The sequence below is a fragment of the Anaerostipes sp. MSJ-23 genome (assembly GCF_018918155.1).
Lineage (GTDB): Bacteria > Bacillota > Clostridia > Lachnospirales > Lachnospiraceae > Anaerostipes.
Map to the genome: position 1 here is coordinate 344,209 of NZ_JAHLPY010000001.1, position 25,420 is coordinate 369,628.

The window sequence follows — 25,420 nt, forward strand, 5'->3', positions numbered from 1 at the left end:
GAAAAGGCCTCCTACCACAAAATGACAGAAGACCTTTTTCCTTTAATTTTTCTAAAGGATTCCACCAATACTGAGGAATAATGGTGCAAAAACAAGAGATACGATGGTCATTAATTTAATTAGAATATTCAAAGACGGACCAGAAGTATCTTTAAATGGATCACCTACGGTATCTCCAACAACAGCTGCCTTATGTGCTGGACTTCCTTTTCCTCCATGATTTCCTTCTTCAATATATTTCTTTGCATTGTCCCAGGCACCGCCAGAGTTTGCCATAAAAATCGCCATCATGACACCAGCTGCAAGGGAACCAACCAGCAGTCCTCCAAGAGCTTGTGTCCCAAGGAGCACTCCAATTAAAATTGGAGCAACAATCGCCATAATCCCAGGGAGAAGCATCTCCTTTAATGCGGCTGATGTTGAAATTTCAACACATTTTCGATAATCTGGCTTTGCTGTTCCTTCCATAATTCCAGGAATTTCTCTAAACTGACGACGTACTTCTACAATCATTTCATTGGCCGTTTTTCCAACGGATTGCATTGTAAATGCTGAAAATAAAAATGGAAGCATCGCACCAATCAATACTCCGACAATAACTTTTGGCTCCAGACAATTAATTCCCTCTTTTAAAAGATTGGTTGCCTGTGCATAAGAGGAAAATAATGCTAATGCAGTCAATGCTGCAGAACCGATGGCAAATCCTTTTCCCATTGCAGCTGTTGTATTTCCAACCGAATCTAATTGATCTGTAATATCTCGTACTGATTCATTTAATTCTGCCATCTCTGCAATTCCCCCGGCATTATCTGCAATTGGACCATAAGCGTCAACTGCAACAGTAATTCCCGTAGTCGATAGCATACCAACAGCAGAAAGTGCAATTCCATAAAGACCTGCAAAATAATAGGCTACAATAACAGCAACACAAATACCAATGACTGGAATTGCTGTAGACTCCATTCCAACGGCAAGCCCAGAAATAATCGTTGTTCCGGATCCTGTTTCTGCCTGATCCGCGATCTTTCTTACATATCCATATTTACTAGATGTATAAATTTCCGTCAACTTTCCGATCAAGTTACCAACAATCACTCCTGCTAAAATTGCCCAGAAAGATTTTAGATTGCCAAAAAACATTTTACTTAAGAAAAATGTTGCAACCATAACAAGGATACTCGCAAGATATGTTCCTCCATCCAACGATTTATGCGGATCATTTCCTTTTGAATGAATGACAAATAAAACACCAATTAAAGAGGCTATAATTCCTGCTGCTGCAAGAAGCAACGGATAAACAGCTCCTCTAATACTAAAACCAACCGCTCCAATTGTAATAGCCGATACGAGTGACCCAACATAAGATTCATAAAGATCTGCTCCCATTCCAGCAATATCCCCTACGTTATCTCCTACATTATCTGCAATAACTGCTGGATTTCTTGGATCATCCTCTGGAATTCCAGCTTCCACTTTTCCAACAAGATCTGCTCCTACATCTGCTGCCTTTGTATAAATTCCTCCGCCAACACGACCGAATAATGCAACCGAAGATGCTCCTAATCCAAAGCCAGTTAAAACATCTGGATCTCCTGTAATCATATAAACCATAGAAACGCCAAACAGCCCAAGACCGGCAACGGTAAGACCCATAACTGCTCCTCCAGAAAAAGCAATTGATAAAGCTGCTGAAATTCCACCCGTTTTCGCCGCATTAGCTGTTCTTACATTAGCCTTTGTTGCTGTATGCATTCCAATATATCCTGCCAATGCAGAAAAAACTGCACCAAACAGAAAACATACGGCCGAAATCCAGTTTTTGATTCCAATACCAATCAAAATAAATACAATGATACAGAAAATTATTAGAAGTTTATATTCCGCTCTTAAAAATGCATGGGCTCCTTCATTAATCGCACTTGCAATTTCTTTCATACGGTCATTTCCTTCTTCTGCCTTGTTAACTCTCTGAATCAGTCCAAAAGCTGCAATAAGAGATACAATACCTGCAATCACTGCCAAATAGATATTCATAGCACTCTCTCCTTTCTGCACTCTATTTTGCTGTCATACTGACATATGTTTTATAAGAATATTATAACAAATATATTAATTTTTTTCAAAAATATGTGTATTTTATCCAAAAATATAAAAAGCTGATGTACTTTTTTCTGTACATCAGCCTTTTGTTATGATTGTCTTTCATATTTTAGAAACTGATATTCAATATCAAAATACGTTTCCTCTTCTCCTTCTGCCGTAATCTTCCAATCTGGCATTTCATCAAGATTTGGAAACCACGTATCTGCATCATAGGCGTAATCTGTCTTTGTCACATGTGCAGTCGTACAATACGGAAGCATCATGCGGTAAACACTTTCTCCACCAATAATAAAAATATCTTCTTTTGGATATTTTTTTAACTCTTCCAGAAGTTCTTCCTTACTATGAACAATGATTGCTCCTTTGGCTTTATAATCTTGATCCGTTGTCAATACAATATTCGTCCTATTTGGCAAAGGCATTCCATTTGGAAAACTTTCCAATGTTTTTCTTCCCATTACAACTACTTTTCCAGTTGTTGTTTGCCGAAACATTTTCATATCATTTGGAATATGGACAAGAAGCTCATTGTTCTTTCCAATTCCCCAGTTTTTGTCTGCATTTACGATAAGATTCATTCTTTTTTCCTCCTAAATGGCAATTGGGATATCTTTGATCTGTTCCCCTGCTTTATAATCTTCAATTTTAAAATCATCCAATGTAAAATCATAAAAGTCTTTTACATCTGGATTCATAGAAAATTTTGGTGCTTTATAAGTTTCTCTCTGGATTAGTTCTTTTATGATTGGAATATGGCGATCATAAATGTGTGCATCTGCAATCACATGAACAAATTCCCCTGGTTCCATGTTGCATACCTGCGCCAACATATAAACAAGCACCGAATATTGTACAACATTCCAATTATTAGCTGCCAAAATATCCTGTGACCTTTGATTTAAAATTGCATTTAAAGTAAGCTTTTCATGTCCTGACTTTTTCGTCACATTAAATGTCATGCTGTAAGCACATGGATAGAGATTCATTTCATGAAGATCCTGGTGAACATAAATATTCGTCATAATACGGCGACTATACGGATTATGTTTTAAATCATAAATAACACGGTCTACCTGATCCATCATTCCTTCTTTATATTGATGTTTTACCTGCATCTGATATCCATAAGCCTTTCCAATGGATCCCGTCTCATCTGCCCATTCATCCCAGATGTTGCTTTTTAAATCGTGCACATTGTTTGATTTTCTCTGCCAAATCCAAAGCAATTCATCAATCGCAGATTTTATATAAGTCTTTCTTAAAGTCAGTGCCGGAAATTCTTTCGAAAGATCATAACGATTCACAACTCCAAACTGCTTTATCGTATATGCAGGTGTTCCATCCGGCCAATGTGGACGTACCTTTTCCCCTTCTGTACTTGTTCCGTTATCCAAAATGTCCTGACACATATGAATAAACAGCTGATCTGCATAACTCATAATTTACTTTTCCTCCATTTCTTCTCTCTCACTATTTTCTTCCAACATTTCAATTCTCCTTTTGAAAAAAGCAATCTTTCGGTCAAATGCACCAAGCCGATAGAGATTGATGACAAAAATTCCAACAACAAGAGCCAAAAGCATTCCACCAATCCCATTTAATTTTAATCCGATATAAATCAGAAAAATCGTTGTAAATGCTGATATTCCCATTCCCTTTCCCATCATTTTAGGTTGTAAAATTTGTTTTAAAATTAGACAAATCAGATAAACAACGAGGAAAATTACAGCTGTTTTTATTTCACCCGTAATCAACTTAAACAACGCCCATGGGATCATCACAGTTCCAGTTCCTAAAATCGGCAAAATATCTACAATGCCAATGAGAATTGCAAATATAAATGCATAATGAATTCCCGCAAGCCAAAGTCCTGCCCATAAAATAAAAAGCATGATAAACATAATTTTTATCTGCGCAAGACAGTAGCTCCCAAGAACCCCAAGGGTATTATGAATAAAAATGTCTATTTTATGCTTCATTCCTTCTGGAATTACTTTCTGATACCATTTAACAAATTTTTCATTATCAATAGAAAACATATAAGATGAAAAGAACATCACAACGATACCTACCAGCCCATTGGTCATAAGCTTTGCAGCACCTCCAGCATGAGCGACTCCATAATTACCAATGATAGAAACAATATTTAATGCACCATTGCTAATTGTACGAACAATCTGATTCAAATGATCTCCTGCACCATGTGGAAGAATTCCGGCAAAGTGACCTATTTTTTGCTGAAAAGATCCAAACTGTCGGATAATTTCTTTCTGAAGATCCTGATATCCATTCATAAATGCTATCACCTGTGTCACAAGGCCCCTCACACAAAAATAACATATAGCAATTACCAAAGTTACAACAGCAATGATTAAAATTGCAGTTCCAAATTTCTTTGGAAGTTTCATCTTTTTCTCCAAATACTCAATAACCGGTCTTGAAATTCTTGAAATAATCCATCCAGCTACAAATGGCCATAAAAATCCAAGACACTTTGGAATCCCTACAATCAAAAGAAATGCTCCAACAAACAATACTAGAAGTTCCATGATGATATCAAGATAAATTTCCCAACGTTTCATAAGCACACACCTCCTGACTCCTCCCTCTATAAGATATTATATTATACCTTATCAAGCAAAGCGCGTCCAGTGCGAAGCACTATACAATTGCGTGTGCCCTATGGAATATCCCTCACCTGGCAATTGTAATTTTATTTCTTATCCTGTCGTAATAATAAATACTGTCAGATAAAATTTCTTCTGGATCTACAACAGCTCGATTTGTTTCTTTGACCATATAGGAAAGTTCTCTTACATCTCCTGCATCGCTTTCTCTCAGTAAAATAACCTCATGAATGCTACTTGGTAATATATAAAGATTTTCTTTCATTCGTTCTGCAAATTCCTGTAAAATTCCTTGATAAAACATTGCTGAGGCTCCATTCATATAATCATTATTGGAAAGAACAAAAATTGGAATATCTCCTTCTTCTACATGAACTGGTATCACATTTTCAATCCGCTTAATCACTGGCGGAAATATTTTTTCTGCATTTTTAAAAGCATCTGTTCGAAGTTTTTCTTTTGTAATCCCCCACATCTTAAGATCCTGCTCTCTCACGATCGCACTCGCCATTCCATCATGACGATGATATGCACTCCAGCGATAAGTAACTGCCAAGTCTTCCATACGATCATATGGGCAAATTTGTAATTGTTCTTTATTTTTTTCATAATTCACTATACGAAAAAATAACTGCTTTTTTATAAATTCATAATCTCTTATTTTTTCTTCTTTCAATGGGAATTCTACTTGATATTCTTCATAGGAAGCTGCAATTTCCGATAAGAGATCAGAAAGAATACTTCCTCTAAAATATTTATGATAATAAGGCTCTAAATAAAGAACTGGCCGGAAATGAACCTCTTTAGTGCCAATCGATAAACCAGTCATAAACACTTGGTTATTTTTACATACACGCTGTACAGATACCTCTTTATCCTCTGGTTGCTTTATGTACTCTAAAATATGATGTTCCACATAACAATAAAATTCTTTCTCGTTTAACATGATGTTCTCCTTTCCTCTTCGGATCAAACCTCATGTCATACCCAGACATCTGTCTGTTTCCTTCTTGGTTTGTATTTGTAAATTTTTTACATTTTTTATTTTACGTTATATAAACATAGAAAGCAAGGCTTTTCTTTATGAAAGAAAAAAAGAAATCTTCTTTCGAAAATTCCTTTTTCTCTTTCTTTTTCATCTTATTCAATGTTAAGCAAAGTTCCATCATAGGAACTACTACTGTACCGCATAGGAGTAATCATTCACCGTTTTACATATTTTTTTAGGAAATCAAGCAAGACTTCCATTTCCTGTTTTGTCCCAATCGTAATTCTTAGATAATTGTTAATACGCGGTTTATCAAAATATCTTACATAAATTTTATTCTTTTTCGCTGCCTCAAAAATTTCCTTTGCTGCGACGCTTTCATGTGCGGCAAAAATAAAATTTGCTTTAGAATCTGCAAATGAAAATCCGATTTTCTTCATTTCTTCCTTAAACCATTCTCTTGTTTCTATAATTTTCTTTCTTGTTTCCTGGAAGTAATCTTCATCTGCAAGAACAGCTTTTCCCATAACAATCGATGGCTCATTCATTGTGTAAGAATTATAAGAATATTTCACATCATTCATCGCTTTGATCAGTTCCTTATTTCCAATTGCATATCCAATACGCAATCCAGCTAAAGAACGAGATTTTGAATACGTTTGTACAACAAGTACATTTTCATATTTTCTTGTTAATTCTTTTGCTGTGTCTGCTCCAAAATCTACATATGCCTCATCAATAATCACGACAACATCCTGATTGTGACAAATAATATCTTCAATGACATCTAACGAAAGAGCTGCACCTGTCGGAGCATTTGGATTTGGAAATACAACACCACCATTTTCTCCATAATAATCCTGTGGTATGATTTTAAACTCATCATCCAATGCCTTTGTATCAAATGGTATTTTAAATAAGTCTGCCCATACTGGATAAAAAGAATAGGTAATATCTGGGAAAAAGACTGGTTTTTTCCCATTGAAAAATGTCATAAAAGCAACTGCTAATACATCATCTGATCCAACGCCAACAAAAACCTCATCTTTATCAAATCCATGATACGCAGCAATTGCTCCTGTAAGATCCGAAGCCGCTGGATCTGGATATTTTCTTAAATTCTTAATCTCTGCCATTGCTTCTTTTACTTTTTGCGATGGCGGATATGGATTTTCATTCGTATTCAATTTGATAACATTTTCTTCTTTTGGCTGTTCACCAGGTGTATATGGTTCTACACTTCTTACATTATCTCTCCAACTGCTCATATTCTTCTCCTGTCTTACTTATATTCATCCATCAGTTTTTTAAATAACGGCAATGCCTTCTCAATGCGTTCTGTTGGTACACAATAAGAAATACGTACATGTCCTGGGCATCCAAAACTATCACCAGGAACGATCAGTAAATCATATTTCTTAGCTCTTTCACAAAATGCGTTAGCATCTTCTTCCAGTGCTTTCGGGAACAGATAAAAGGCTCCTCCTGGTTCTACACATTCATATCCCATATCAATCAATGCATTGTAAAATAAATCTTTATTTTTTTGATAAATAGAAAGATCAGATGTAAGATCTACACACTCTCCCACTACCTTTTGATAAAGTGTCGGAACACTAACATAAGATAACAATCGTCCAGAAGCAATGAAGACTGGCAAAAGATTTTCAAAATCTTCTGCTTCTGTTGGTGCAACAATATAACCTACACGTTCTCCAGGAATCGATAAAGATTTACTGAAAGAATATCCAACCAATGTATTTTTATAATAATGCGGCACATATGGAACCTCAAATCCATCATAAACAATTTCACGATATGGTTCATCCGTAATAATGTAAATGCTATGTCCATATTCCTTTTGTTTCTTTTCCAACAAGGCAGCTAATTTTTTGATTGTTTCTTCTGAATATACAACACCTGATGGATTATTTGGAGAATTGATTAAAACAGCTTTCGTATTTTTTGAAATTGTTTTTTCTAATTCCTCAAAGTTAATTTGAAAACTGCTTGTATCTGCTGGAATTACAATCAATTTGCATCCCGCTCCTTCTGCATAAACCTGATATTCTGGAAAATATGGTGCAAAGGTAATAACTTCATCGTCAGGTCCATCGACGAGACTCTTAAAACAAATGCCAAGGGCTGCTGCTGCTCCAATGGTCATAAAAATATTGGCGGCTGTATAATTTGTATGAAATCTACGGTTTAAAGAATTAGCGATAGCTTCTCTAACTTCCAAAATTCCAGCATTACTTGTATAACCATGAACATCAACTGGATCTAACTCGTCTAAAAGTCTTCTTGCAGTTTCATCGACTTCTTTTGGTGCCGGAACACTTGGATTTCCAATGCTAAAATCAAACACATTTTCAGCGCCTACTTCTCTTGCACGCTGCATCCCAAATTCAAAAATATCACGGATGACAGAATGCTGTTTTGATAATTCTAATACTTCTTTTGATAACATGCGCTCTCTCCTTTTTCTTCCATATTATACAGAAAAGATAAAATCTTTGCAAGATAAGCTATGCATCAATGCCATCTCTTAAACTCTTTGTAAATTCATAAACTTTCTGTGGGCTTTCTGTTCCATACTTACTGATCAACTTAACGATTGCACTTCCAACAATCACGCCATCACAGTACTGACTCATTGTTTTTGCCTGTTGTGGTCCTGAAATTCCAAAACCAACCGCACACGGAATTTTTGCATTTTTCTTAATCACATCAAAAAATGCATCAAAATCTGTCGTAAATTCACTTCTTGTTCCAGTTACCCCAATAGAAGATACACAATAGAGGAATCCTTCTGCATCTTCTGCGATCTTTGCAATGCGGTCATGAGAAGTTGGTGTTACAAGACTAATATTATCTACCTGATGCGCACTTGCTTCCCCCTGAATTTCATCTTTTTCTTCAAATGGCATATCTGGAACAATCACACCTTCAATTCCACATTCATTACAAAGATCAAAAAATCTTTTTGTTCCAAAACGATAAATGGTATTTAAATATAACATCATAACAAATGGTGTATCTTTGATTTCTGTTCTTAATTCTTTTACCATATTAAAAATTCCAACAAGGGTTGTTCCACCGGCTAAAGAGTGCTGACTAGCTTCCTGAATCACAACACCTTCTGCAATTGGATCAGAAAAAGGAACTCCTATTTCAATAATGTCTGCTCCCGCTTTTACCATTTGACGAATATTTTCTTTGGTTGTCTCATATCCATAATCTCCGGAAACAATATAAGTAATCAGTGCCTTCTGTCCATTTTCTTTTCTATTTTTAAATGCTTCTCTAATTTTCATCTAATTTCACTCCTCTATATCTTGCTACCTGATAAACATCCTTGTCTCCTCTTCCAGAAAGACAAATAACAATGCTTTGATCTTTCTTCATTTTTGGTGCGATTTCCATTGCAGCAGCAACTGCGTGTGCAGATTCAATGGCAGGAATAATCCCTTCTGTTTTTGAAAGATATTCAAATGCCTGTACTGCCTGTTCATCCGTAATATCTACATAATCTGCTCTTCCTGTCTCATGAAGATAGGCATGCTCTGGTCCAATTCCTGGATAATCAAGACCTGCAGAAATGGAATAGACAGGATCGATCTGTCCTTCTTCATTTTGAAGGAAAAGACTCTTCATTCCATGAAAAATTCCTTTGGTTCCTTTCGCAATCGTTGCCGCATGCTGATCGGTATCTACACCAAGTCCAGCTGCTTCCGCTCCTACAAGACGTACACCTTCATCCTTAATAAAATCATAAAAAGCACCCATTGCGTTAGAGCCACCACCGACACATGCAACTACACAATCTGGAAGTTTTCCTTCCTGTTCTTTCATCTGCTGTTTTGTTTCTTCCCCGATAATCTTTTGAAAGTCACGAACCATCTCTGGATAAGGATGTGGCCCCATAACAGAGCCAATACAGTAAAAAGTTGTTTCAATATTTGTTGCCCAGTCTCTCATCGCTTCATTGATCGCATCTTTTAAAGTCCTTGTTCCACTCTCAACTGCAACAACTTTTGCTCCAAGAAGTTCCATACGATAAGCATTCAAACTCTGACGTTCTACATCTTCTGCTCCCATGTAAACTACACATTCCATATCAAACAATGCCGCAACCGTTGCTGTTGCAACTCCATGTTGTCCTGCACCCGTTTCTGCAATAATTCTCTTTTTCCCCATTCTCTTTGCAAGAAGAATCTGTCCAAGAACATTATTGATCTTATGAGCACCTGTATGATTTAAATCTTCACGTTTTAAATAGATCTTAGCCCCTCCAAGATCTTGTGTCATCTTCTTCGCATAGTATAAAAGAGAAGGACGATTGGCATATTCTCTGTAATATTTGTGAAGTTCCTCTAAAAATTCTGGATCATTTTTATATTTCTCATAGGCTTCATTCAGCTCATTTACCGCGTTCATAACGATTTCCGGTACATACTGTCCACCATACTCTCCAAATCTTCCTATTTTACTCATAGTTTCCTCCTGTAATTTTCATAATTTCTTTCATTTTTTCTAAATCTTTGTATCCATCAGTTTCAATTCCACTCGAAATATCAATTCCTTGTGGATGAAGTCTTTGTATGATCTCCTGTAAATTATCTCGATGAAGTCCACCTGCGATCAGATACGGCTTTGTAATCTTTGCTTGCTCAATTAAAGCAATATCCATGACTTTTCCAGTTCCTCCATAGGCCTCTTTTGAAAAGCTGTCTAAAAGAAGCCGATCAATTAAAAGCTCCTCTGCCTTTATAATATCTTCAACCGTCTGAACCCTGACTGCTTTCCATATTTCCAGAGAAGACTTTTCCCTAATTTTCTTGACTTCCTTTTCGGTTTCATCTCCATGAAGCTGCAAAACATCAAGTCCCACAATTTTTGCTGTATTAAGCATGGAATCCACTGGTTCGTTTACAAATACCCCGACTGTTTTTATCGATGGATCCAATTGTTTTTGAAGAATTGCTGCATCTTGCGGTTTTATATATCTTTTACTTTTTGCAAAAATAAACCCGATATAATCTGGCTGAACTTCATTTGCATACAAAACATCTTGCATTCTTCGAATCCCGCACATTTTTACAATCATAAACTGCTCCTTAGCTCACAAAGCGTTTCCTGAATATTATCTGACCGCATCAGCGTTTCACCAACTAAGACTCCATCAGCTCCCTGATTTCTTACATTTTTAAAATCTTCTTTTGTCTTCATACCGCTTTCTGAAATTAAAACAGCATCATAAGGAATTTTATCTGCAAGTTTCGATGTTGTTTGAAGATCGACTTCAAACGTTTTCAGATTACGGTTATTAATGCCGATGATATCACATTGACATGCGACTGCTTTTTTTAATTCTTCTTCATTGTGAACTTCACATAAACAATCCATTCCTAGTTTATGTGCCAGTCGATAAAAATCTTTCATCTCTTCTTCTTTCAAAATTGCAGCAATTAAAAGAATAGCATCCGCACCAAGCACTTTTGCTTCATAAATCTGATATTCATCAAAGATAAAATCTTTTCGAAGCATCGGGATTTCTACCTTTGCCCGAATATCTGCAAAATATTTGCTTGCGCCTTTGAAGTAATACTCTTCCGTCAAGCAAGAAATTGCAGCAGCACCTGCTGTTTCATAAGCCTGTGCTGTTTCTACCGGATGAAAGTTTTCTGCAATCAAACCTTTGGATGGAGAAGCTTTCTTTACCTCTGCAATGACAGATAATCCTTCTTTCTTCATTGCATCCTTAAATCCATGATTTTTATTTTTTGATGCCAATGCCATCTCTTTCATTTCTTCCAGTGAAATATTATCTTTTTCTCTTTGCAACTGTTCTTTTCTTTTTTCTACAATATCATCTAAAATCATCTCACACCTCTATTAACATGCGTTTGTATAATCAATAAACTCTTTTAATTTTTCCATTGCTTTTCCGGAATCAATGGCTTCTTTTGCCATGGCAACTCCCTCTTTAATAGAATCAGCTTTTCCGATTGTATAAAGAGCTGCCCCTGCATTCATTAATACAATATCTCTCTTAGCACCCTGTTCTTTTCCAGAAAGAATATTCTTTGTAATCACTGCATTTTCATCTGCCGTTCCACCAACAATTTCTTCTTTTGTATATCGTTTTAATCCTTCTTCTTCTGGTGAAATTTGATACTCTGTAATAGCACCATCCTTAATCTCACATACGCTTGTTGTAGAAGAAATTGAGATTTCATCCAGCTGATCATCTCCATAAACAATCAGAGCATGTTTGATTCCAAGATTTTTTAAAACATCAGCCATCGGACGAAGCAATGCTTTCTCATAAACACCAAGCACAATATAGTTTGTCATGGCCGGATTTGCCAGAGGCCCCAAAATATTAAAGACAGAACGAATTCCAAGCTGTGCACGAACGGGACCTGCATATTTCATAGAACCATGATGGGTCTGTGCAAATAAAAAGGCAACGCCGGTCTGATCCAAACATTTTTTACCGTCTTCTGGAGATAACACAATTTTTGCACCAAGTGCCTCTAAAACATCTGCAGCACCACTTTTTGAAGAAACACTCCGATTCCCATGTTTTGCTACTTTTGCTCCTGCAGCTGCTATAACAAAGGAAGAAGTCGTAGAAATATTAAAACTATTTGCAAGATCTCCACCAGTTCCAACAATGTCAATTGCCTCTGTTTCCTCAGGAACAATCGCAGCCTTCGCACGCATAACTTTTGCAAATCCAGTAATTTCATCCGGTGTTTCCTGATTCATTCGAAGCCCTGTAAGAAAACTTGCAATCTGTGCTTCTGTCGCATTTCCAGACATAATACAATCCATAGCTTTATAAGCTTCTTCTGTTGTCAGATGTTGTCCCTCTACAATTTTTGCTAAAAATGGTTTTAATGTTTCCTGATTCATTGCTGTCATATCTTCTTCTTTCTTTCTGTCATCTAATACAATTCCTGCTATTTTTGTAATAAAATTTTCCAGTATTTGCATTCCTGTTTCTGTAAGAATAGATTCAGGATGAAATTGAATTCCATAAACAGGGTCTTTTTTATGACGAAGTGCCATGATTTGTCCTTGTTCATCAACTCCTAAGATTTTCAATTCCTCTGGAAAATCTTTGTCATCAACAATCAGAGAATGATATCTGGCTACATAAATTTTATCATTTAATCCTGCAAACAGTGGATCTGTCGTATCAATAGAAATTTCACTCATTTTTCCATGCATCAGTTCTCTTGCGTGGACAATTTTTCCTCCAAAAACTTCTCCAATTGCCTGATGTCCAAGACAAATACCAAGAATTGGAATCTTTCCTGCAAAATGCCGAATCGCCTCTTTCGAAATTCCTGCACTATCTGGAAATCCAGGTCCCGGTGAAATAATTAATGCCTCAAGGTTCATCGCTTCCATTTGCTCTATCGTAATTTCATCATTTCTTACAACTTCAATTTCTGGATAAATTTCTCCGACACACTGATAAACGTTATAAGTAAATGAATCATAATTATCAATCAATAAAATCATAAGTTTGCTGCCTCCTTTATCGCATAAACCACTGCTAGTGCCTTATTTTGTGTTTCTTTAAATTCTTTTTCCGGTACAGAATCTGCAACAATTCCGGCTCCCGCCTGAACATAGCCTTTTCCATCTTTAAACACAACGGTCCGGATAGCAATACAGGTATCAATATTTCCATCGAATCCAAGATATCCTACAGTTCCTCCATAAACTCCGCGCTTTCTATTTTCCAATTCATCAATGATTTCCATAGCCCTTACCTTCGGTGCTCCTGATAATGTTCCTGCTGGAAGAACACTCATTAGTGCATTTAAAGCCGTTTTATCTTTTCTTAACCTTCCCTGCACATCGCTCACTAAATGTGTCACTTTCGAATATTTTTCTACTGTCATAAAGTTTTTCACTTTTACTGTTCCAAATTCACATACTTTGCCGACATCATTTCTTCCAAGATCTACAAGCATTGTATGTTCTGCACGTTCTTTTGGATCATGTTCCAGCTGTCTGACAAGCATATCATCATCTTCTTTTGTTTCACCTCGAGGCACAGTTCCTGCAATTGGTTTTGTCGTAACAATACCGTTTTGCACACTAACCAGCTTCTCTGGAGAAGCTCCAACAACCTGATAATCTTGATAATCAAAGAAATAAAGATACGGTGACGGATTGCTTGTTCTTAAACATCGATAGACATCAAATGGATCTACATCTGTTTCCACTTCAAATCTCTGAGATAAAACAACTTGAAAAATATCTCCATTTTTAATATATTCTTTTGCTTTTTTTACATTTTGTTCATAAGCCTGTTTTGTAAGATTCGATTTTACTTCAATCTTCCCAGTTTCAAAACGATCTTTCTGAAGTGATACCGGACGTTCCATTCTTCGTAAAATCAATTCTGCCCGATCAGCAAGTTCATGATAAACCTTTTTGACATCATCGCCCTTATGAATGTTCTGAATAATAACTGCTTTGCTTGAAAGGTGATCATATGCAATAATTTCATCATACATACATAGATGACACTCCGGCATTTTCAGATCATCTTCTGGTATATTAGTTAACCTTTTTTCTACATAACGAATCGTATCATATCCAAAATATCCGATAAAACCACCGGTCAATTTTGGTCGATCTTCCATAACCGGGGAACGATATTCCTCAACTCTTTTCATCAAATATGCAATTGGATCATCAACTTCCTTTTTTTCTCCATGATCTTCTACCTGATGTCCGTTGATTTTAATTTCAAACTTTGGATTGACACCAATAAAAGAATAACGTCCCCACTGGTCTTTATTTTCTACACTCTCCAACATGAAACATGGTGTTCCTTCTTTTTTCAATGCCCGGAACATACGAATCGGAGTCATATGATCTGCTAATACTTCGTAAAACACCGGTACACTTTGATATTCTTCCAGTAATTTATTTACTTCTTCTAATGATGGATATAACATAATTTCCTCCTGATCTTTTTTGTTTAAATCCCTAATGGAGCTCTTTATTTTATAAAATAAAAAAGGCCTATCATCCCAATCCTTGGGACGATAGACCGTGGTGCCACCCATATTTAAGAGAATTTTTATATATCAAAAATAATTCTCTCCTCCTTAAAGTACTCCGCAAAATGCTTTTATACCTCGTTCCCGTAACGTGGGATAACGGCGACAGCTACTTAGATCTCCGTTGGCTGTGCTCCTCACAAATCCATTCATCTGTATCATATCTACAACTTCACACCACCCAGTTGCTCTCTGAAAGACTGTATTACAAATTACTTACTTTTGCTCATAGGATTTATCACTTTAATCTGCTAAATTTGCTACCATTATATGTTCTAAATTTTTATTTGTCAAGATATTGTTATAAATTCACAATAAAATCTTAACCAAGTTTTTGCGCACATACTTCCAATTGTTCTCGAATCTTGATGTGCTGTGGACAGACTTCCTCACATTTTCCACATTTGATGCATTCACAGGCTCTCTTCTTTCCATGACCATTGACAAGCCAATCTTCCTGATGTTTTGCAGCATCTATATCTTTGTATAATGTCAGGTAATTGACCGCAGTAAATGTTCCTGAAATTCCAATTTGTTTCGGACAGACTTTTGCACAATAATTGCAAGTAGTACATGGAATTAAAGGAATCTTTTTTAACTCTTCCTGTGCTTTGTGAATCACTTCTTTTTGCTTTTCATCAAAGCCTTTAAAATCTTTCATATAGGAAAGGTTATCCTTCATTTGTTCTATATTACTCATTCCAGATAATACGGTAATAACACCTTCCAAATCGGCTGCAAATCTAATTGCCCAAGATGCATTTGAAGCTTTTGGATCTGCCTGTTTTAAAATCTTTTCTACTGATTCTGGTGGATTAGCAAGCATTCCTCCTTTTACTGGTTCCATAATAATCACAGGTTTTCCGTATTTTCTTGCAACCTCATAGCATCCTCTAGACTGAATTGCTGGATTTTCCCAGTCTGCATAATTGATCTGAAGCTGTACAAATTCCATCTCTGGATGTGCCTTTAAAATTTCTTCTAATTCTTCTGGTGTGGAATGAAAAGAAAATCCTACATGACGAATAAGACCTTCTTTTTTCTTTTCCTGTACCCAGCTCCACAAATCAAATTCATCAAAAAATTTTGTACGACTTTCCCCAAGATTATGAAGCAGATAAAAATCAAAATATCCAGCCTGCATCTGTTTTAAGGATGTATCAAACTGAGCAATCGCTTCTTCCCTTGTCTTGCAATTGATCCATGCTGCATTTTTTGTTGCAAGCTGGAAAGATTCTCTTGGGTAACGCTCAACCAACGCCTGTCTAATTGCATCCTCACTTCCAGCATAAGCCCATGCCGTATCAAAATAAGTAAATCCGGCATTCATAAATTCATCGACCATTTCTTTTACTTGTTCCACATCAATAACATCTTCTTTTTTTGGAAGACGCATTAGCCCAAATCCAAGTTTTTTTATGTTCATAGATTTTTCCTTCTTTTTTCTATCTTAGACCATAAAGTTAACTTGAAGTCAAGCCAATTTATTTTAATTGATCTCCATCATGAAATGCCTTTCCTGCAATTCCTTCCACTTTTAGATAATCATGTGTAGATGGATCATAACTGATCGCATGCAGTTTTGATGTGTCAATTTTTCCATCTTGTGTTAATACTTTTTCATCCGCAATCACATCGACAATCTCTGCAACAATACGAAGTGTCTGATCATACTGCTTTATTTCTTCTACCTTACACTCCATTGTGATTGGAAGTTCCTCAACATAAGGTGCATCTACGACTTCGCTTTTTATCATGTGAAATCCTGATTTTTTTACCTTATCTTCTACATCATGTCCAGATACAATTCCAACATAATCTGCTGGAATAAGATTTTTTTCATCTGCAATTCCTACTGTAAAAGCTTTTCTTACCTTAATATTATCCGACGTCTTATGACGTACTCCAATATTAATCTGCAAACGATTGGAATTGACGATTCCTCCATAAGCTACATTCATTGCATCCGGTGTACCATCTTCTCCATAGGTAGATACAATCAAAACTGGCTGCGGATAAATATATGGATTAGGCCCTAATCTTTTTTTCATTCTAAGATCCCCTTTCTTTGATATTCTTCTTTATCGTTGTTTATTTCTATATCATTATTATATCATATATAAGAAAAACGAACATACTTTCCAAAAATAAATTTGATCGCTTGCGTGACATTCGTTATAATATGGTGGAATCTAATAGAAAGCAGGTATCAACCATTATGGAAAATTTAATTTTCAGCCTGAACGCTACCGTTCCGGTCTTTATTATGATGCTTCTTGGTCTTTTCTTCCGTTCTATCGGATGGATTGACGAAGGATTTGCATCAAAAATGAACAAATTTGTATTCCTTGTCCCACTCCCGGTCCTCGTTTTTGAAGACCTTGCAACCGTAGATTTTTCCAAAGTATGGGATATTAAATTTGTATTATTCTGTTTCTTTGTAACTTTAATTAGTATCACTATTTCTGCCATAATTTCCCTGGGCTTAAAGGATTCTTCCATTCGTGGCGAATTTATTCAAGCTGCATACCGAAGCAGTGCCGCATTGCTTGGTATCGCTTTCATTCAAAATATCTACGGAAATGCAGGAATGGCTCCATTAATGATGATCGGCAGCGTACCTTTGTACAATATGCTCGCCGTTGTCATTCTTTCTTTTTTTAAGCCAGGACAAAACGGTCTTAGTCAAGAAGTACTGAAAAAAACATTAAAGGGAATTGTAACCAATCCAATTTTAATCGGTATTGTAGCTGGTCTTGTCTGGTCCGCCTTAAAAATCCCAATGCCAAAAATCGCCGATAAAGTTGTAACCAACATTGGAAATGTGGCAACTCCTATGGGATTGATGGCAATGGGCGCTACCTTTGATATTAAAAAAGCCTTTGCAAAGCTAAAACCTTCCATCCTTGCAGCATTCATCAAACTAGTAGGATTGTGTGCCGTTTTCCTTCCACTTGCTGTGAAATTTGGTTTCCGTAAGGATAAGCTCGTTGCTATTTTGATCATGCTCGGTTCAGCTACAACGGTAAGTAGTTTTGTCATGGCAAAAAATATGGGGCATGAAGGAACTCTTTCTTCCAGCGTTGTTATGCTGACCACTATGTTTAGTGCATTTACACTCACTGCATGGCTATATATTTTAAGACATTTTGCATTGATTTAAAGCCTATGACAATTTTAACTGGATATGATAAGTCTTTAACCAGTAATTGACTTGAAGCAAAAAGGCTATCATCTGTGGCCCTGCCATCAACTGTCCATACCACGGTTTTCCATAGTCTTTTGGACTCTTAAGAAAATCCTCAAGTTTTCCAGGATCAATTAATTCCCGAATCGGCTCCGTTGGATTTTTCATAACCGATAAAAGCTCTTTTCCAAGCATCGATTCATACGTTGGATCATAAGTCTTTGGATAAGGGCTTTTTTTACGATATAATACTTCCTTTGGAAGCTCTCCCTCCCCTGCTGCCCGAAGAAGCCCTTTTACAGTTCCATTCAGACATTTTATCTTCCATGGAACATTATAAAGATAGGCTACAATCCGATGATCTGCAAAAGGAACCCTTGCTTCCAATCCAGAATGCATGCTCGTGCGATCCATACGATCTAGAAGTGTAACCATAAACCATCTCAAATTCAAATAAGAAATTTCTCTTCTCCTCTTTTCTACCGGATCCTCCCCATAAAGAGACGGTGTCTCCTGTATTGTTTTTTCATATGCATACCTCGCATAAGATTCTAAATCCACTTTTTTCAAAATGTCATCTCGAAGCAAAGCTTTCCTTGGCTCCATATCCATAGACCATGGAAAGTTCTGTGCTTTGAAACATTCTTTTTTATGAAACCACGGATAACCACCAAAAATTTCATCTGCACACTCTCCTGTTAATGTCACTTTGTTGTATGCAACAACACGAGAGCAAAAATACAACATAGAAGATTCCACATCGGCCATACATGGGAGATCCCTGGCATCAACGGCTTTATATAAATAAGAAATAAGCTCCGTATTCTTACACTCTAAATATCGATGATTGGTCTTTGTATAACGTACCATCCGATCTACCCATGGTCGGTCTTCTGATGGCTGAAATGCATTCGCATGAAAATATCGATGATTATTTTTAAAATCAAAAGAAAACGTATTTAATGTTTTTCCTTGTTTTCTTAGTTCTTTTGCACAAATTGCCGTCACCAAACTACTATCGACTCCTCCAGACAAAAAAGTACTAATTGGAATATCTGAAAGCATCTGCATTTTAACCGCATCATGAATCAACCAAGAAGTCTTTTCAATTGTATCTTGAACAGAATCCGTATGTTCCATTGCTTCCAATGCCCAGTAAATATGATCTTTTAATCCTTCTCTCCCATACTCAAGAAAATGTCCGGGCAAGACCTCTAAGACACCTGCAAAAACTCCTTTTCCATAAGACTTTGCCGGTCCAAGTGCAAAAATCTCTGCTAATCCATCCCGATCAATCACTGGTTGAAAAGAAGGATACTGAAACAACCCTTTTATTTCTGAAGAAAAAATAAGTGTCTTTCCTCTTTTCCCATAAAATAATGGCTTCACGCCAAGACGGTCTCGGAATAAAAATAGTTTTTCTAAAACTCCATCCCAAATAGCAATTGCAAAAATTCCATTTAATTTTTCTACAAAAGAAACACCATAGCGCATATAACCAACAAGAATGACCTCTGTATCACTATTTGTTTGGAATTTTGCCCCTTTTGCTTCCAAATCTTTTTTCAACTGGTTCATATTATAAATTTCTCCATTAAAAATAATGGCACAATCTTTTTGATCTTTCTTGCGAACCATCGGTTGATGTCCATTTTCTAAATCGAGGATAGATAATCTTACATGTGCAAAACCGCATCCATCCTTCAAATAAATACCTTCCTCATCCGGCCCCCGGTGTTTTTGTGCATGATTCATATGGGAAAGAATATTCTCCCATTGTTCCCTAGCTGCTTCATAACGCTCTCCCGGATTTACAAATCCCGCAATACCACACATTTCACAGGTTTCCTTTCTTATTTTTTTCTTTGAATAATCACCGGCTGATATTGTCTGCCCTCCAATGCTTCAAGTGCCGTTGGAATCAGCAAATCAAAATCTGCCGTCATAGATGCCGGTTTTTTCACCGGATCATCCTGTCCAAACGGTACAAAATAAATATTTTTTCTATTTAAAAGATACCCAATATTTTTAAGATTCATTCCAAGTGCATCATTTGTTGCCAGCGCAATCACGACTGGTTTTTCGTTTCTTAACTGTGCTTTTGCCGCCATTAAAACTGGAGTATCCGTAATTCCGTTGGCAAGCTTTGCCATCGTATTTCCAGTACACGGAAGAAGAATTAGAAGGTCCAAACATTTGGATGGTCCAATCACTTCCGCTGCCTCAATTGTCTTCATTGCTTCCTGCCCGGTCAGCTCTTGTGCCTTCTTTACAAATTCCTTTGCTTTTCCAAAACGACTATCTATCGTTTGTGCATGATAGGAAAATATAGTCTGTACTTTGGCCCCTTCGAGAGCAAGATTTTCAATTTCATAAAAGGCCTTTTTATAACTACAAAAAGATCCCGTAAGTCCAATACCGATTCTTTTATTTTGAAGATTCACCTGTCTTCTTTTCCTTTCCATTCTAATACTTTTTCTGCCAGACGGATCCCAGATGATTTCGGCGCATAAATTCCCGGAAGACTCGGACAAAGATACGATTGAATTCCGAATTTTTCTGCTGCTTTTTGATCCACTCCACCTGGAAACGATGCGATATCCACAATACAAAGATCTTTGCCTGCCCGCTTCAAAATTTTTTCTGTCAATACCTTTGCCGGAACTGTATTAAAAATATAATCAAATCGAACAATCTGTCTTGCTACATCAAAAAATTGCATCGTATCAAACCCATCTGCTTCTCCCTGACTTCTTGCCGTCTCACTTCTGGCACAGATCGTTACGCGAGCATTCAGTCCTTTTAATTTTCCTGCAAGGACACGACCACATCTTCCATAGCCAAGAACAAGACAATAACTTCCATGCAGATTTACTGGCTTCCGTTCCATTGCTTTTACAATCGCACCTTCTGCCGTTGCAATTGCATTATAAATCGCAACATCATCCATCTTCATAAAGTCATGAACCAAAACCCCTTTTTTCTCACATACCTTTTGAACCTCCTCCGAAATACAGCCTCCAAACAATGATTGCCCTTCTTTTAAATATCTAAGGAAATCATGGACGCGAATGTTTTCTCTTTGCGATGTCAAAAACACACCATCCTTTGAAAATAGAACTGGACCAATGACACAATGAGATTCCTCCACTGCTTCTTCCAAAGATTTTGCATATACACATTCTTTATTTAAGTTCTTTTTTTCAACACCATAAACAATTACCCGGTATCTATGTTCTTTCAAATATCCAGCCAAATATACTTGCCGAAAATCGCCACCAATGACCGCAAAATCATACATTCCCACATCACCTCTTTTTACATCCTTTTGTTACTATATGAAAGGAAAAAACATTTGGTTCCTTTTTTTATCAGCAGGGGTTGACAAGCAGTGCTATAATATTAGTAGGTGCATAGAAACCCCGAAAAACAGAGCTTCCACTACACTGGAATCTCTGTTTTTTACTTTATAGAGATATGCACACTATCTATCGATAGATTCAAGGAGGAACTATTATGAACACATTAACAGCACAGAAAAGAGATTTAAACGTAAAAGCAAAAAAATTAAGAAGAGAAGGATTTGTTATCGGAAATCTGTTTGGTAGAGATATTGAAAATTCTGTACCACTGAAATTAGATCCACGCGAAACAACAAAATTCTTAAAAGATAATAAAAAAGGTGCTCATATCACATTAAAAATTGAAGATAAAGATGTCGATGCTATGATCAAAGAAATTGATTATAACCCTATGAAAAAAGAAATTTCTTCTATCAACTTCCAGGCATTGGTTGCTGATGAAAAAATTCATGCTACAACACCAGTAGAACTTCTTAACGAAGCCGCTGTACAGGGTGGTATCGTAGAACAGTCCTTATCTGAAATCGAATACAAAGCTTACCCTGCAGATCTTGTAGATGCCGTTGAAATTGACCTTGCAAATTACAAAGTTGGAGATCTGATTCATGTCAAAGATCTGGATCTTGCAAAGAACAGCAAAATCACACTGGTAACACCAGAAGATACATTGGTTGTTAACATTGCTGAACCAGAAGCTGCTCCTGAAGACGAAGATGAAGAAGACGCAGCTGCAACTGCTGAATAACAAAATATAAAAAGAAAAAGACTCGATATTGTTCAACCAAAGAACATCGAGTCTTTTTTTATACCTTTATCTTTTACATATCAAAGGATTTATTTTGAAGGAACCCTTTTTATGACTGGTATCCATTTGGGTGTGTGCTATGCCATTTCCATGCCGTTGCAATGATTTCTTCTAGATCTGCATGTTCTGGCTTCCATCCAAGTACCTTCTTGGCTTTTTCGCTAGATGCGATGAGTACAGCTGGATCTCCAGCTCTTCTACCTTCTTCCACCGCTTTAATTGGTTTTCCTGTTACTTTTCTTGCTGTCTCAATAACTTCTTTGACAGTAAATCCAACCCCGTTACCAAGATTGAAAATATTACTTTCATTTCCATCCATTAAATACTTCACAGCTAAAATATGGGCCTGTGCAAGATCTGTAACATAAATGTAATCTCTGACACATGTACCGTCTTTTGTATGATAATCTGTTCCAAAAATACTAATTGCCTCTCTCTTTCCATTTGGAACTTGAAGGATCAATGGAATCAAATGTGTTTCTGGATTATGATCTTCCCCAATTTTTCCACTAATATGAGCCCCGCAAGCATTAAAATATCTTAATGATACATAACGAAGACCATGTGCTTTTCCAACCCATTTAAACGTTTTTTCCATAGAAAGTTTTGTCTCTCCATATGTATTAGTTGGTTCTGTACGATCAGTCTCTACAATTGGTACCTTTTCTGGTTCTCCATATGTAGCTGCAGTTGAAGAAAATACAATCTTATCAATTCCATGTTCTACAAGAGACTCTACCATAGTTTTTGTTCCGCATAAGTTATTATCATAGTATTTTAATGGTTTTACCATACTTTCTCCGACAAGAGAGTTTGCTGCAAAATGAATAACAGCATCGATATCTTTTTCCTGATCGAGAACACTATCAACAAATGCTTTATCTCTTAAATCTCCTTGATAAAACTTTGCTTTTGGATGAACTGCTTCTTTATGTCCTGTCTCCAAATTATCGATGATAACAACATCTTCCCCTGCATCAATTAATTCATAAACTGTATGCGAACCAATATATCCTGCTCCACCTAACACTAAAATTTTCATGATTGTATACCTTCCTTATAATATAGAAATAAAACGATCAAATGCTTCTCTGCCTTCTTTTGTGCATTTATATACACCAGCATCTTCCAGGACTTTGACAAAGACCTGTCCAATCTCTTCTTTCAAAATATCCATAACATTTTTTTCGTTGATATCATCATATTTCTTTGTAAATTCTTGAACCCAAGCAGCATGTTTTTTTAATTCTTCTTTTTCATCTACCGGTTTTTCATTTACAAGACATTCTGCCAGCTCCTCCATTTCTTTTTTCAGACGAGATGGCAAAACAGCAAGTCCCATAACTTCGATTAATCCGATATTTTCCTTTTTAATATGATGATACTCATTATGTGGATGATAAAGTCCAAGCGGACATTCTTCTGTCGTAATATTATTACACAATGTTAAATCCAGCTCGTATACATTTCCCTTCTTTCTTGCAATTGGTGTGATGGTATTGTGCGGTTCTCCATCTGTCTGGGCAAAAATATACGCTTCTTCATCTGTATATTCTCTCCAAGCTTTTAAAATATGATCTGCAAGATCAATCAGTCTCTTTTCGTCTTCACTTTGAATACGAATCACAGATAATGGCCAATGTACAATTCCTGCTTTTACATCCTCATATCCAGGGATTACAATTTCCTTTTCTATTTCTGCACGTTCCATGGCAAATTCATAATGACCGCCCTGAAAATGATCATGAGTTAAAATTGATCCTCCAACAATCGGAAGGTCCGCATTTGACCCAAGGAAATAATGTGGAAACTGTCTAACGAAATCAAAAAGTTTTTCAAATGTATTTCGGTCAATCTTCATTGGGACATGTGCTCCGTTTAAAACGATGCAATGTTCATTATAATAAACATAAGGAGAATACTGGAATCCCCATGGATTTCCCTGAATCGTGATTGGAATAATTCTATGATTTTCCCTTGCCGGATGATTCATACGACCTGCATACCCTTCATTTTCAATACAAAGCTGACATTTTGGATAAGCACTTTGCTTTGCATTTTTCGCAGCCGCAATTTCCTTTGGATCTTTCTCTGGTTTGGACAAATTGATGGTAATATCAATCTCTCCATACGGACTGTTTACTTTCCATTTCATATCTTTCTTCACACGATAAGTACGAATGTAATCTGTATCCTGACTAAACTGATAAAAAGCATCTGTTGCAGCTTTCGGACTTTCTTCATATAATGACCAAAATTTTTCAATGATTCTAGATGGACGTTCCACCATAACACCCATTAGCTTTGTATCAAATAAATCTCTTGTTACAACATCATCACTTTTGATAATATAACGATCATATGCAGCATCCGTCAGATTTTTTAAAATGTCCTCTAACACAATCTCTGTTTTCATATGGTTTTCCACCCTTCCCATTTGCTCCACCTGCAAGGAAGTTTGCTGTATAGACTTGAACAACTGGTAAGGTTGTTGACATCGTCATCTTTCTTCCAGAAACACGATCATATAAAACAACCTGATCTTCCGGTCTGTTTAATACAAAAGCATGATCATAACCTCCTGCCAAGTGAAGCTGTTCATGATTTGCATCAATACGTTCTCCAATCTCATGAGGTTTTCTAAAGTCAAACGGGGTATCCGTAACATTGAGGAAAGATCCCGTTGCAAGACCATTTCCATCTACCTGTCCAATTTGATCTGCAGCGATCTTCAGTTCTTCATGATAAATCTTTTCTCGTCCAGCACTCAAATTGAAATAAGAATGGTTTGTAATATTAATCAAAGTATCTTCGTCTGTCTTTGCATCATATTCCATTTTCAGCTCATTCCCATAAAGTCGATAAATAACTTGCAGATATAAATTACCAGGATACCCTTCCTCCCCATTTGGAGAAATGTAAGAAAAACATACCCCATCTTCCAAGATCTCATAGACAAATAATTTCTGATCAAAACCAATTGTTCCACCATGATGATGGTTTGGCGCTGCATTTGCAGCCAGATGATACGTTTTTCCATTTAACTCAAACCATGTATTTCCAATTCGATTGGCAACACGTCCCACAATGGCTCCCATACAACTTCCGTCATGATGACAATCCTCTACATTTTCAAAACCAAGAACGACATCCCCTGCCTTCCCATCTCTGTCTTTTGCAAAAATAGATAAAATATGACATCCAAGATTTGTTACATGAACCGTCAACTCTTCGTTTTTTAATTCAAAAA

At 36.5% G+C, this 25,420-nt stretch carries 23 protein-coding genes and 1 other annotated feature; of the genes, 2 read left to right on the forward strand and 21 right to left on the reverse strand.

Features of this window, described 5'->3' with window-relative positions; translation table 11 throughout:
• Positions 1 to 51: 51 nt before the first annotated feature.
• The 15 genes from KQI71_RS01700 to KQI71_RS01770 form a co-directional block, all read right to left on the reverse strand.
• Entirely contained in the window at positions 52 to 2,034 is a 1,983-nt protein-coding gene (locus tag KQI71_RS01700; protein WP_216433450.1) for a sodium-translocating pyrophosphatase, read from the reverse strand.
• Between the two features lie 155 nt (positions 2,035 to 2,189).
• Entirely contained in the window at positions 2,190 to 2,681 is a 492-nt protein-coding gene (locus KQI71_RS01705) for a dihydrofolate reductase (protein ID WP_216433452.1), read from the reverse strand.
• A 12-nt stretch (positions 2,682 to 2,693) separates the two neighbouring features.
• Positions 2,694 to 3,542 carry a thymidylate synthase gene (gene thyA / locus KQI71_RS01710; RefSeq protein ID WP_216433454.1) on the reverse strand — a complete coding sequence of 283 codons (849 nt, stop codon included), beginning with the start codon at positions 3,540 to 3,542 and terminating at the stop codon, positions 2,694 to 2,696.
• A 3-nt stretch (positions 3,543 to 3,545) separates the two neighbouring features.
• Positions 3,546 to 4,685: an AI-2E family transporter gene (locus KQI71_RS01715; protein ID WP_216433456.1), complete on the reverse strand. Its 1,140-nt coding sequence runs from the start codon at positions 4,683 to 4,685 to the stop codon at positions 3,546 to 3,548.
• A 112-nt stretch (positions 4,686 to 4,797) separates the two neighbouring features.
• Positions 4,798 to 5,676 (reverse strand): DUF5688 family protein, encoded by an 879-nt coding sequence (locus tag KQI71_RS01720; protein WP_253287877.1) that lies wholly within the window; start codon positions 5,674 to 5,676, stop codon positions 4,798 to 4,800.
• Between the two features lie 257 nt (positions 5,677 to 5,933).
• The gene (hisC, locus tag KQI71_RS01725) at positions 5,934 to 6,986 is read right to left on the reverse strand and encodes a histidinol-phosphate transaminase (RefSeq protein WP_216433460.1); all 1,053 of its coding nucleotides are present in this window, start codon (positions 6,984 to 6,986) and stop codon (positions 5,934 to 5,936) included.
• A 14-nt stretch (positions 6,987 to 7,000) separates the two neighbouring features.
• Positions 7,001 to 8,188, reverse strand: a complete 1,188-nt coding sequence (locus KQI71_RS01730) for a pyridoxal phosphate-dependent aminotransferase (RefSeq protein ID WP_216433462.1) — start codon at positions 8,186 to 8,188, stop codon at positions 7,001 to 7,003.
• A gap of 58 nt (positions 8,189 to 8,246) precedes the next feature.
• Positions 8,247 to 9,035 (reverse strand): tryptophan synthase subunit alpha, encoded by a 789-nt coding sequence (gene trpA, locus KQI71_RS01735; protein WP_216433464.1) that lies wholly within the window; start codon positions 9,033 to 9,035, stop codon positions 8,247 to 8,249.
• Positions 9,025 to 10,215, reverse strand: a complete 1,191-nt coding sequence (gene trpB, locus KQI71_RS01740) for a tryptophan synthase subunit beta (RefSeq protein WP_216433466.1) — start codon at positions 10,213 to 10,215, stop codon at positions 9,025 to 9,027. Before trpB ends, trpA begins: the two co-directional genes overlap by 11 nt.
• Entirely contained in the window at positions 10,208 to 10,828 is a 621-nt protein-coding gene (locus KQI71_RS01745) for a phosphoribosylanthranilate isomerase (protein WP_216433468.1), read from the reverse strand. The genes trpB and KQI71_RS01745 overlap by 8 nt, the downstream gene beginning before the upstream one ends.
• Positions 10,825 to 11,604, reverse strand: a complete 780-nt coding sequence (gene trpC / locus KQI71_RS01750; RefSeq protein ID WP_216433470.1) for an indole-3-glycerol phosphate synthase TrpC — start codon at positions 11,602 to 11,604, stop codon at positions 10,825 to 10,827. The genes KQI71_RS01745 and trpC overlap by 4 nt, the downstream gene beginning before the upstream one ends.
• Positions 11,605 to 11,616: 12 nt before the next feature.
• The gene (locus KQI71_RS01755; RefSeq protein ID WP_216433472.1) at positions 11,617 to 13,257 is read right to left on the reverse strand and encodes a bifunctional anthranilate synthase component II/anthranilate phosphoribosyltransferase; all 1,641 of its coding nucleotides are present in this window, start codon (positions 13,255 to 13,257) and stop codon (positions 11,617 to 11,619) included.
• On the reverse strand, positions 13,254 to 14,711 hold the full coding sequence (gene trpE, locus KQI71_RS01760; RefSeq protein WP_216433474.1) for an anthranilate synthase component I: 1,458 nt from the start codon (positions 14,709 to 14,711) through the stop codon (positions 13,254 to 13,256). The genes KQI71_RS01755 and trpE overlap by 4 nt, the downstream gene beginning before the upstream one ends.
• An 80-nt stretch (positions 14,712 to 14,791) precedes the next feature.
• Positions 14,792 to 15,055 (reverse strand) — a binding site (T-box leader).
• An 83-nt stretch (positions 15,056 to 15,138) separates the two neighbouring features.
• A complete protein-coding gene (locus tag KQI71_RS01765) occupies positions 15,139 to 16,242 on the reverse strand; it encodes an aldo/keto reductase (protein ID WP_216433476.1) in 1,104 nt (367 codons plus the stop codon).
• Between the two features lie 58 nt (positions 16,243 to 16,300).
• Positions 16,301 to 16,867: a flavin reductase family protein gene (locus KQI71_RS01770; RefSeq protein ID WP_216433478.1), complete on the reverse strand. Its 567-nt coding sequence runs from the start codon at positions 16,865 to 16,867 to the stop codon at positions 16,301 to 16,303.
• A 167-nt stretch (positions 16,868 to 17,034) separates the two neighbouring features.
• Between KQI71_RS01770 and KQI71_RS01775 the strand changes: the two genes are divergently transcribed.
• Positions 17,035 to 17,979 carry an AEC family transporter gene (locus KQI71_RS01775; RefSeq protein ID WP_216433480.1) on the forward strand — a complete coding sequence of 315 codons (945 nt, stop codon included), beginning with the start codon at positions 17,035 to 17,037 and terminating at the stop codon, positions 17,977 to 17,979.
• Between the two features lie 3 nt (positions 17,980 to 17,982).
• Here the strand turns inward: KQI71_RS01775 and asnB are convergent, their stop codons facing one another.
• The 3 genes from asnB to dpsA are packed head-to-tail and all read right to left on the reverse strand — an operon-like array spanning position 17,983 to position 21,304.
• The gene (gene asnB / locus KQI71_RS01780) at positions 17,983 to 19,839 is read right to left on the reverse strand and encodes an asparagine synthase (glutamine-hydrolyzing) (RefSeq protein ID WP_216433482.1); all 1,857 of its coding nucleotides are present in this window, start codon (positions 19,837 to 19,839) and stop codon (positions 17,983 to 17,985) included.
• Positions 19,840 to 19,856: 17 nt separating this feature from the next.
• Positions 19,857 to 20,447, reverse strand: coding sequence for a dipicolinate synthase subunit B (locus KQI71_RS01785; RefSeq protein WP_216433566.1), 591 nt, complete (start codon positions 20,445 to 20,447; stop codon positions 19,857 to 19,859).
• Positions 20,444 to 21,304: a dipicolinate synthase subunit DpsA gene (gene dpsA, locus KQI71_RS01790; protein ID WP_216433484.1), complete on the reverse strand. Its 861-nt coding sequence runs from the start codon at positions 21,302 to 21,304 to the stop codon at positions 20,444 to 20,446. The genes KQI71_RS01785 and dpsA overlap by 4 nt, the downstream gene beginning before the upstream one ends.
• Positions 21,305 to 21,519: 215 nt before the next feature.
• On the opposite strand from dpsA, the gene KQI71_RS01795 reads away from it, so the two are divergent.
• The gene (locus KQI71_RS01795) at positions 21,520 to 22,110 is read left to right on the forward strand and encodes a 50S ribosomal protein L25 (protein WP_216433486.1); all 591 of its coding nucleotides are present in this window, start codon (positions 21,520 to 21,522) and stop codon (positions 22,108 to 22,110) included.
• 109 nt (positions 22,111 to 22,219) lie between these two features.
• On the opposite strand, the gene galE is transcribed toward KQI71_RS01795, so the two are convergent.
• From galE to KQI71_RS01810, 3 genes are read right to left on the reverse strand one after another with little or no spacing between them, the layout of a single operon-like run.
• Positions 22,220 to 23,212: a UDP-glucose 4-epimerase GalE gene (gene galE / locus KQI71_RS01800; protein WP_216433488.1), complete on the reverse strand. Its 993-nt coding sequence runs from the start codon at positions 23,210 to 23,212 to the stop codon at positions 22,220 to 22,222.
• A 15-nt stretch (positions 23,213 to 23,227) separates the two neighbouring features.
• On the reverse strand, positions 23,228 to 24,586 hold the full coding sequence (gene galT / locus KQI71_RS01805; RefSeq protein WP_253287879.1) for a UDP-glucose--hexose-1-phosphate uridylyltransferase: 1,359 nt from the start codon (positions 24,584 to 24,586) through the stop codon (positions 23,228 to 23,230).
• Positions 24,528 to 25,397: an aldose epimerase family protein gene (locus tag KQI71_RS01810; RefSeq protein ID WP_216433492.1), complete on the reverse strand. Its 870-nt coding sequence runs from the start codon at positions 25,395 to 25,397 to the stop codon at positions 24,528 to 24,530. The genes galT and KQI71_RS01810 overlap by 59 nt, the downstream gene beginning before the upstream one ends.
• Positions 25,398 to 25,420: the final 23 nt, after the last annotated feature.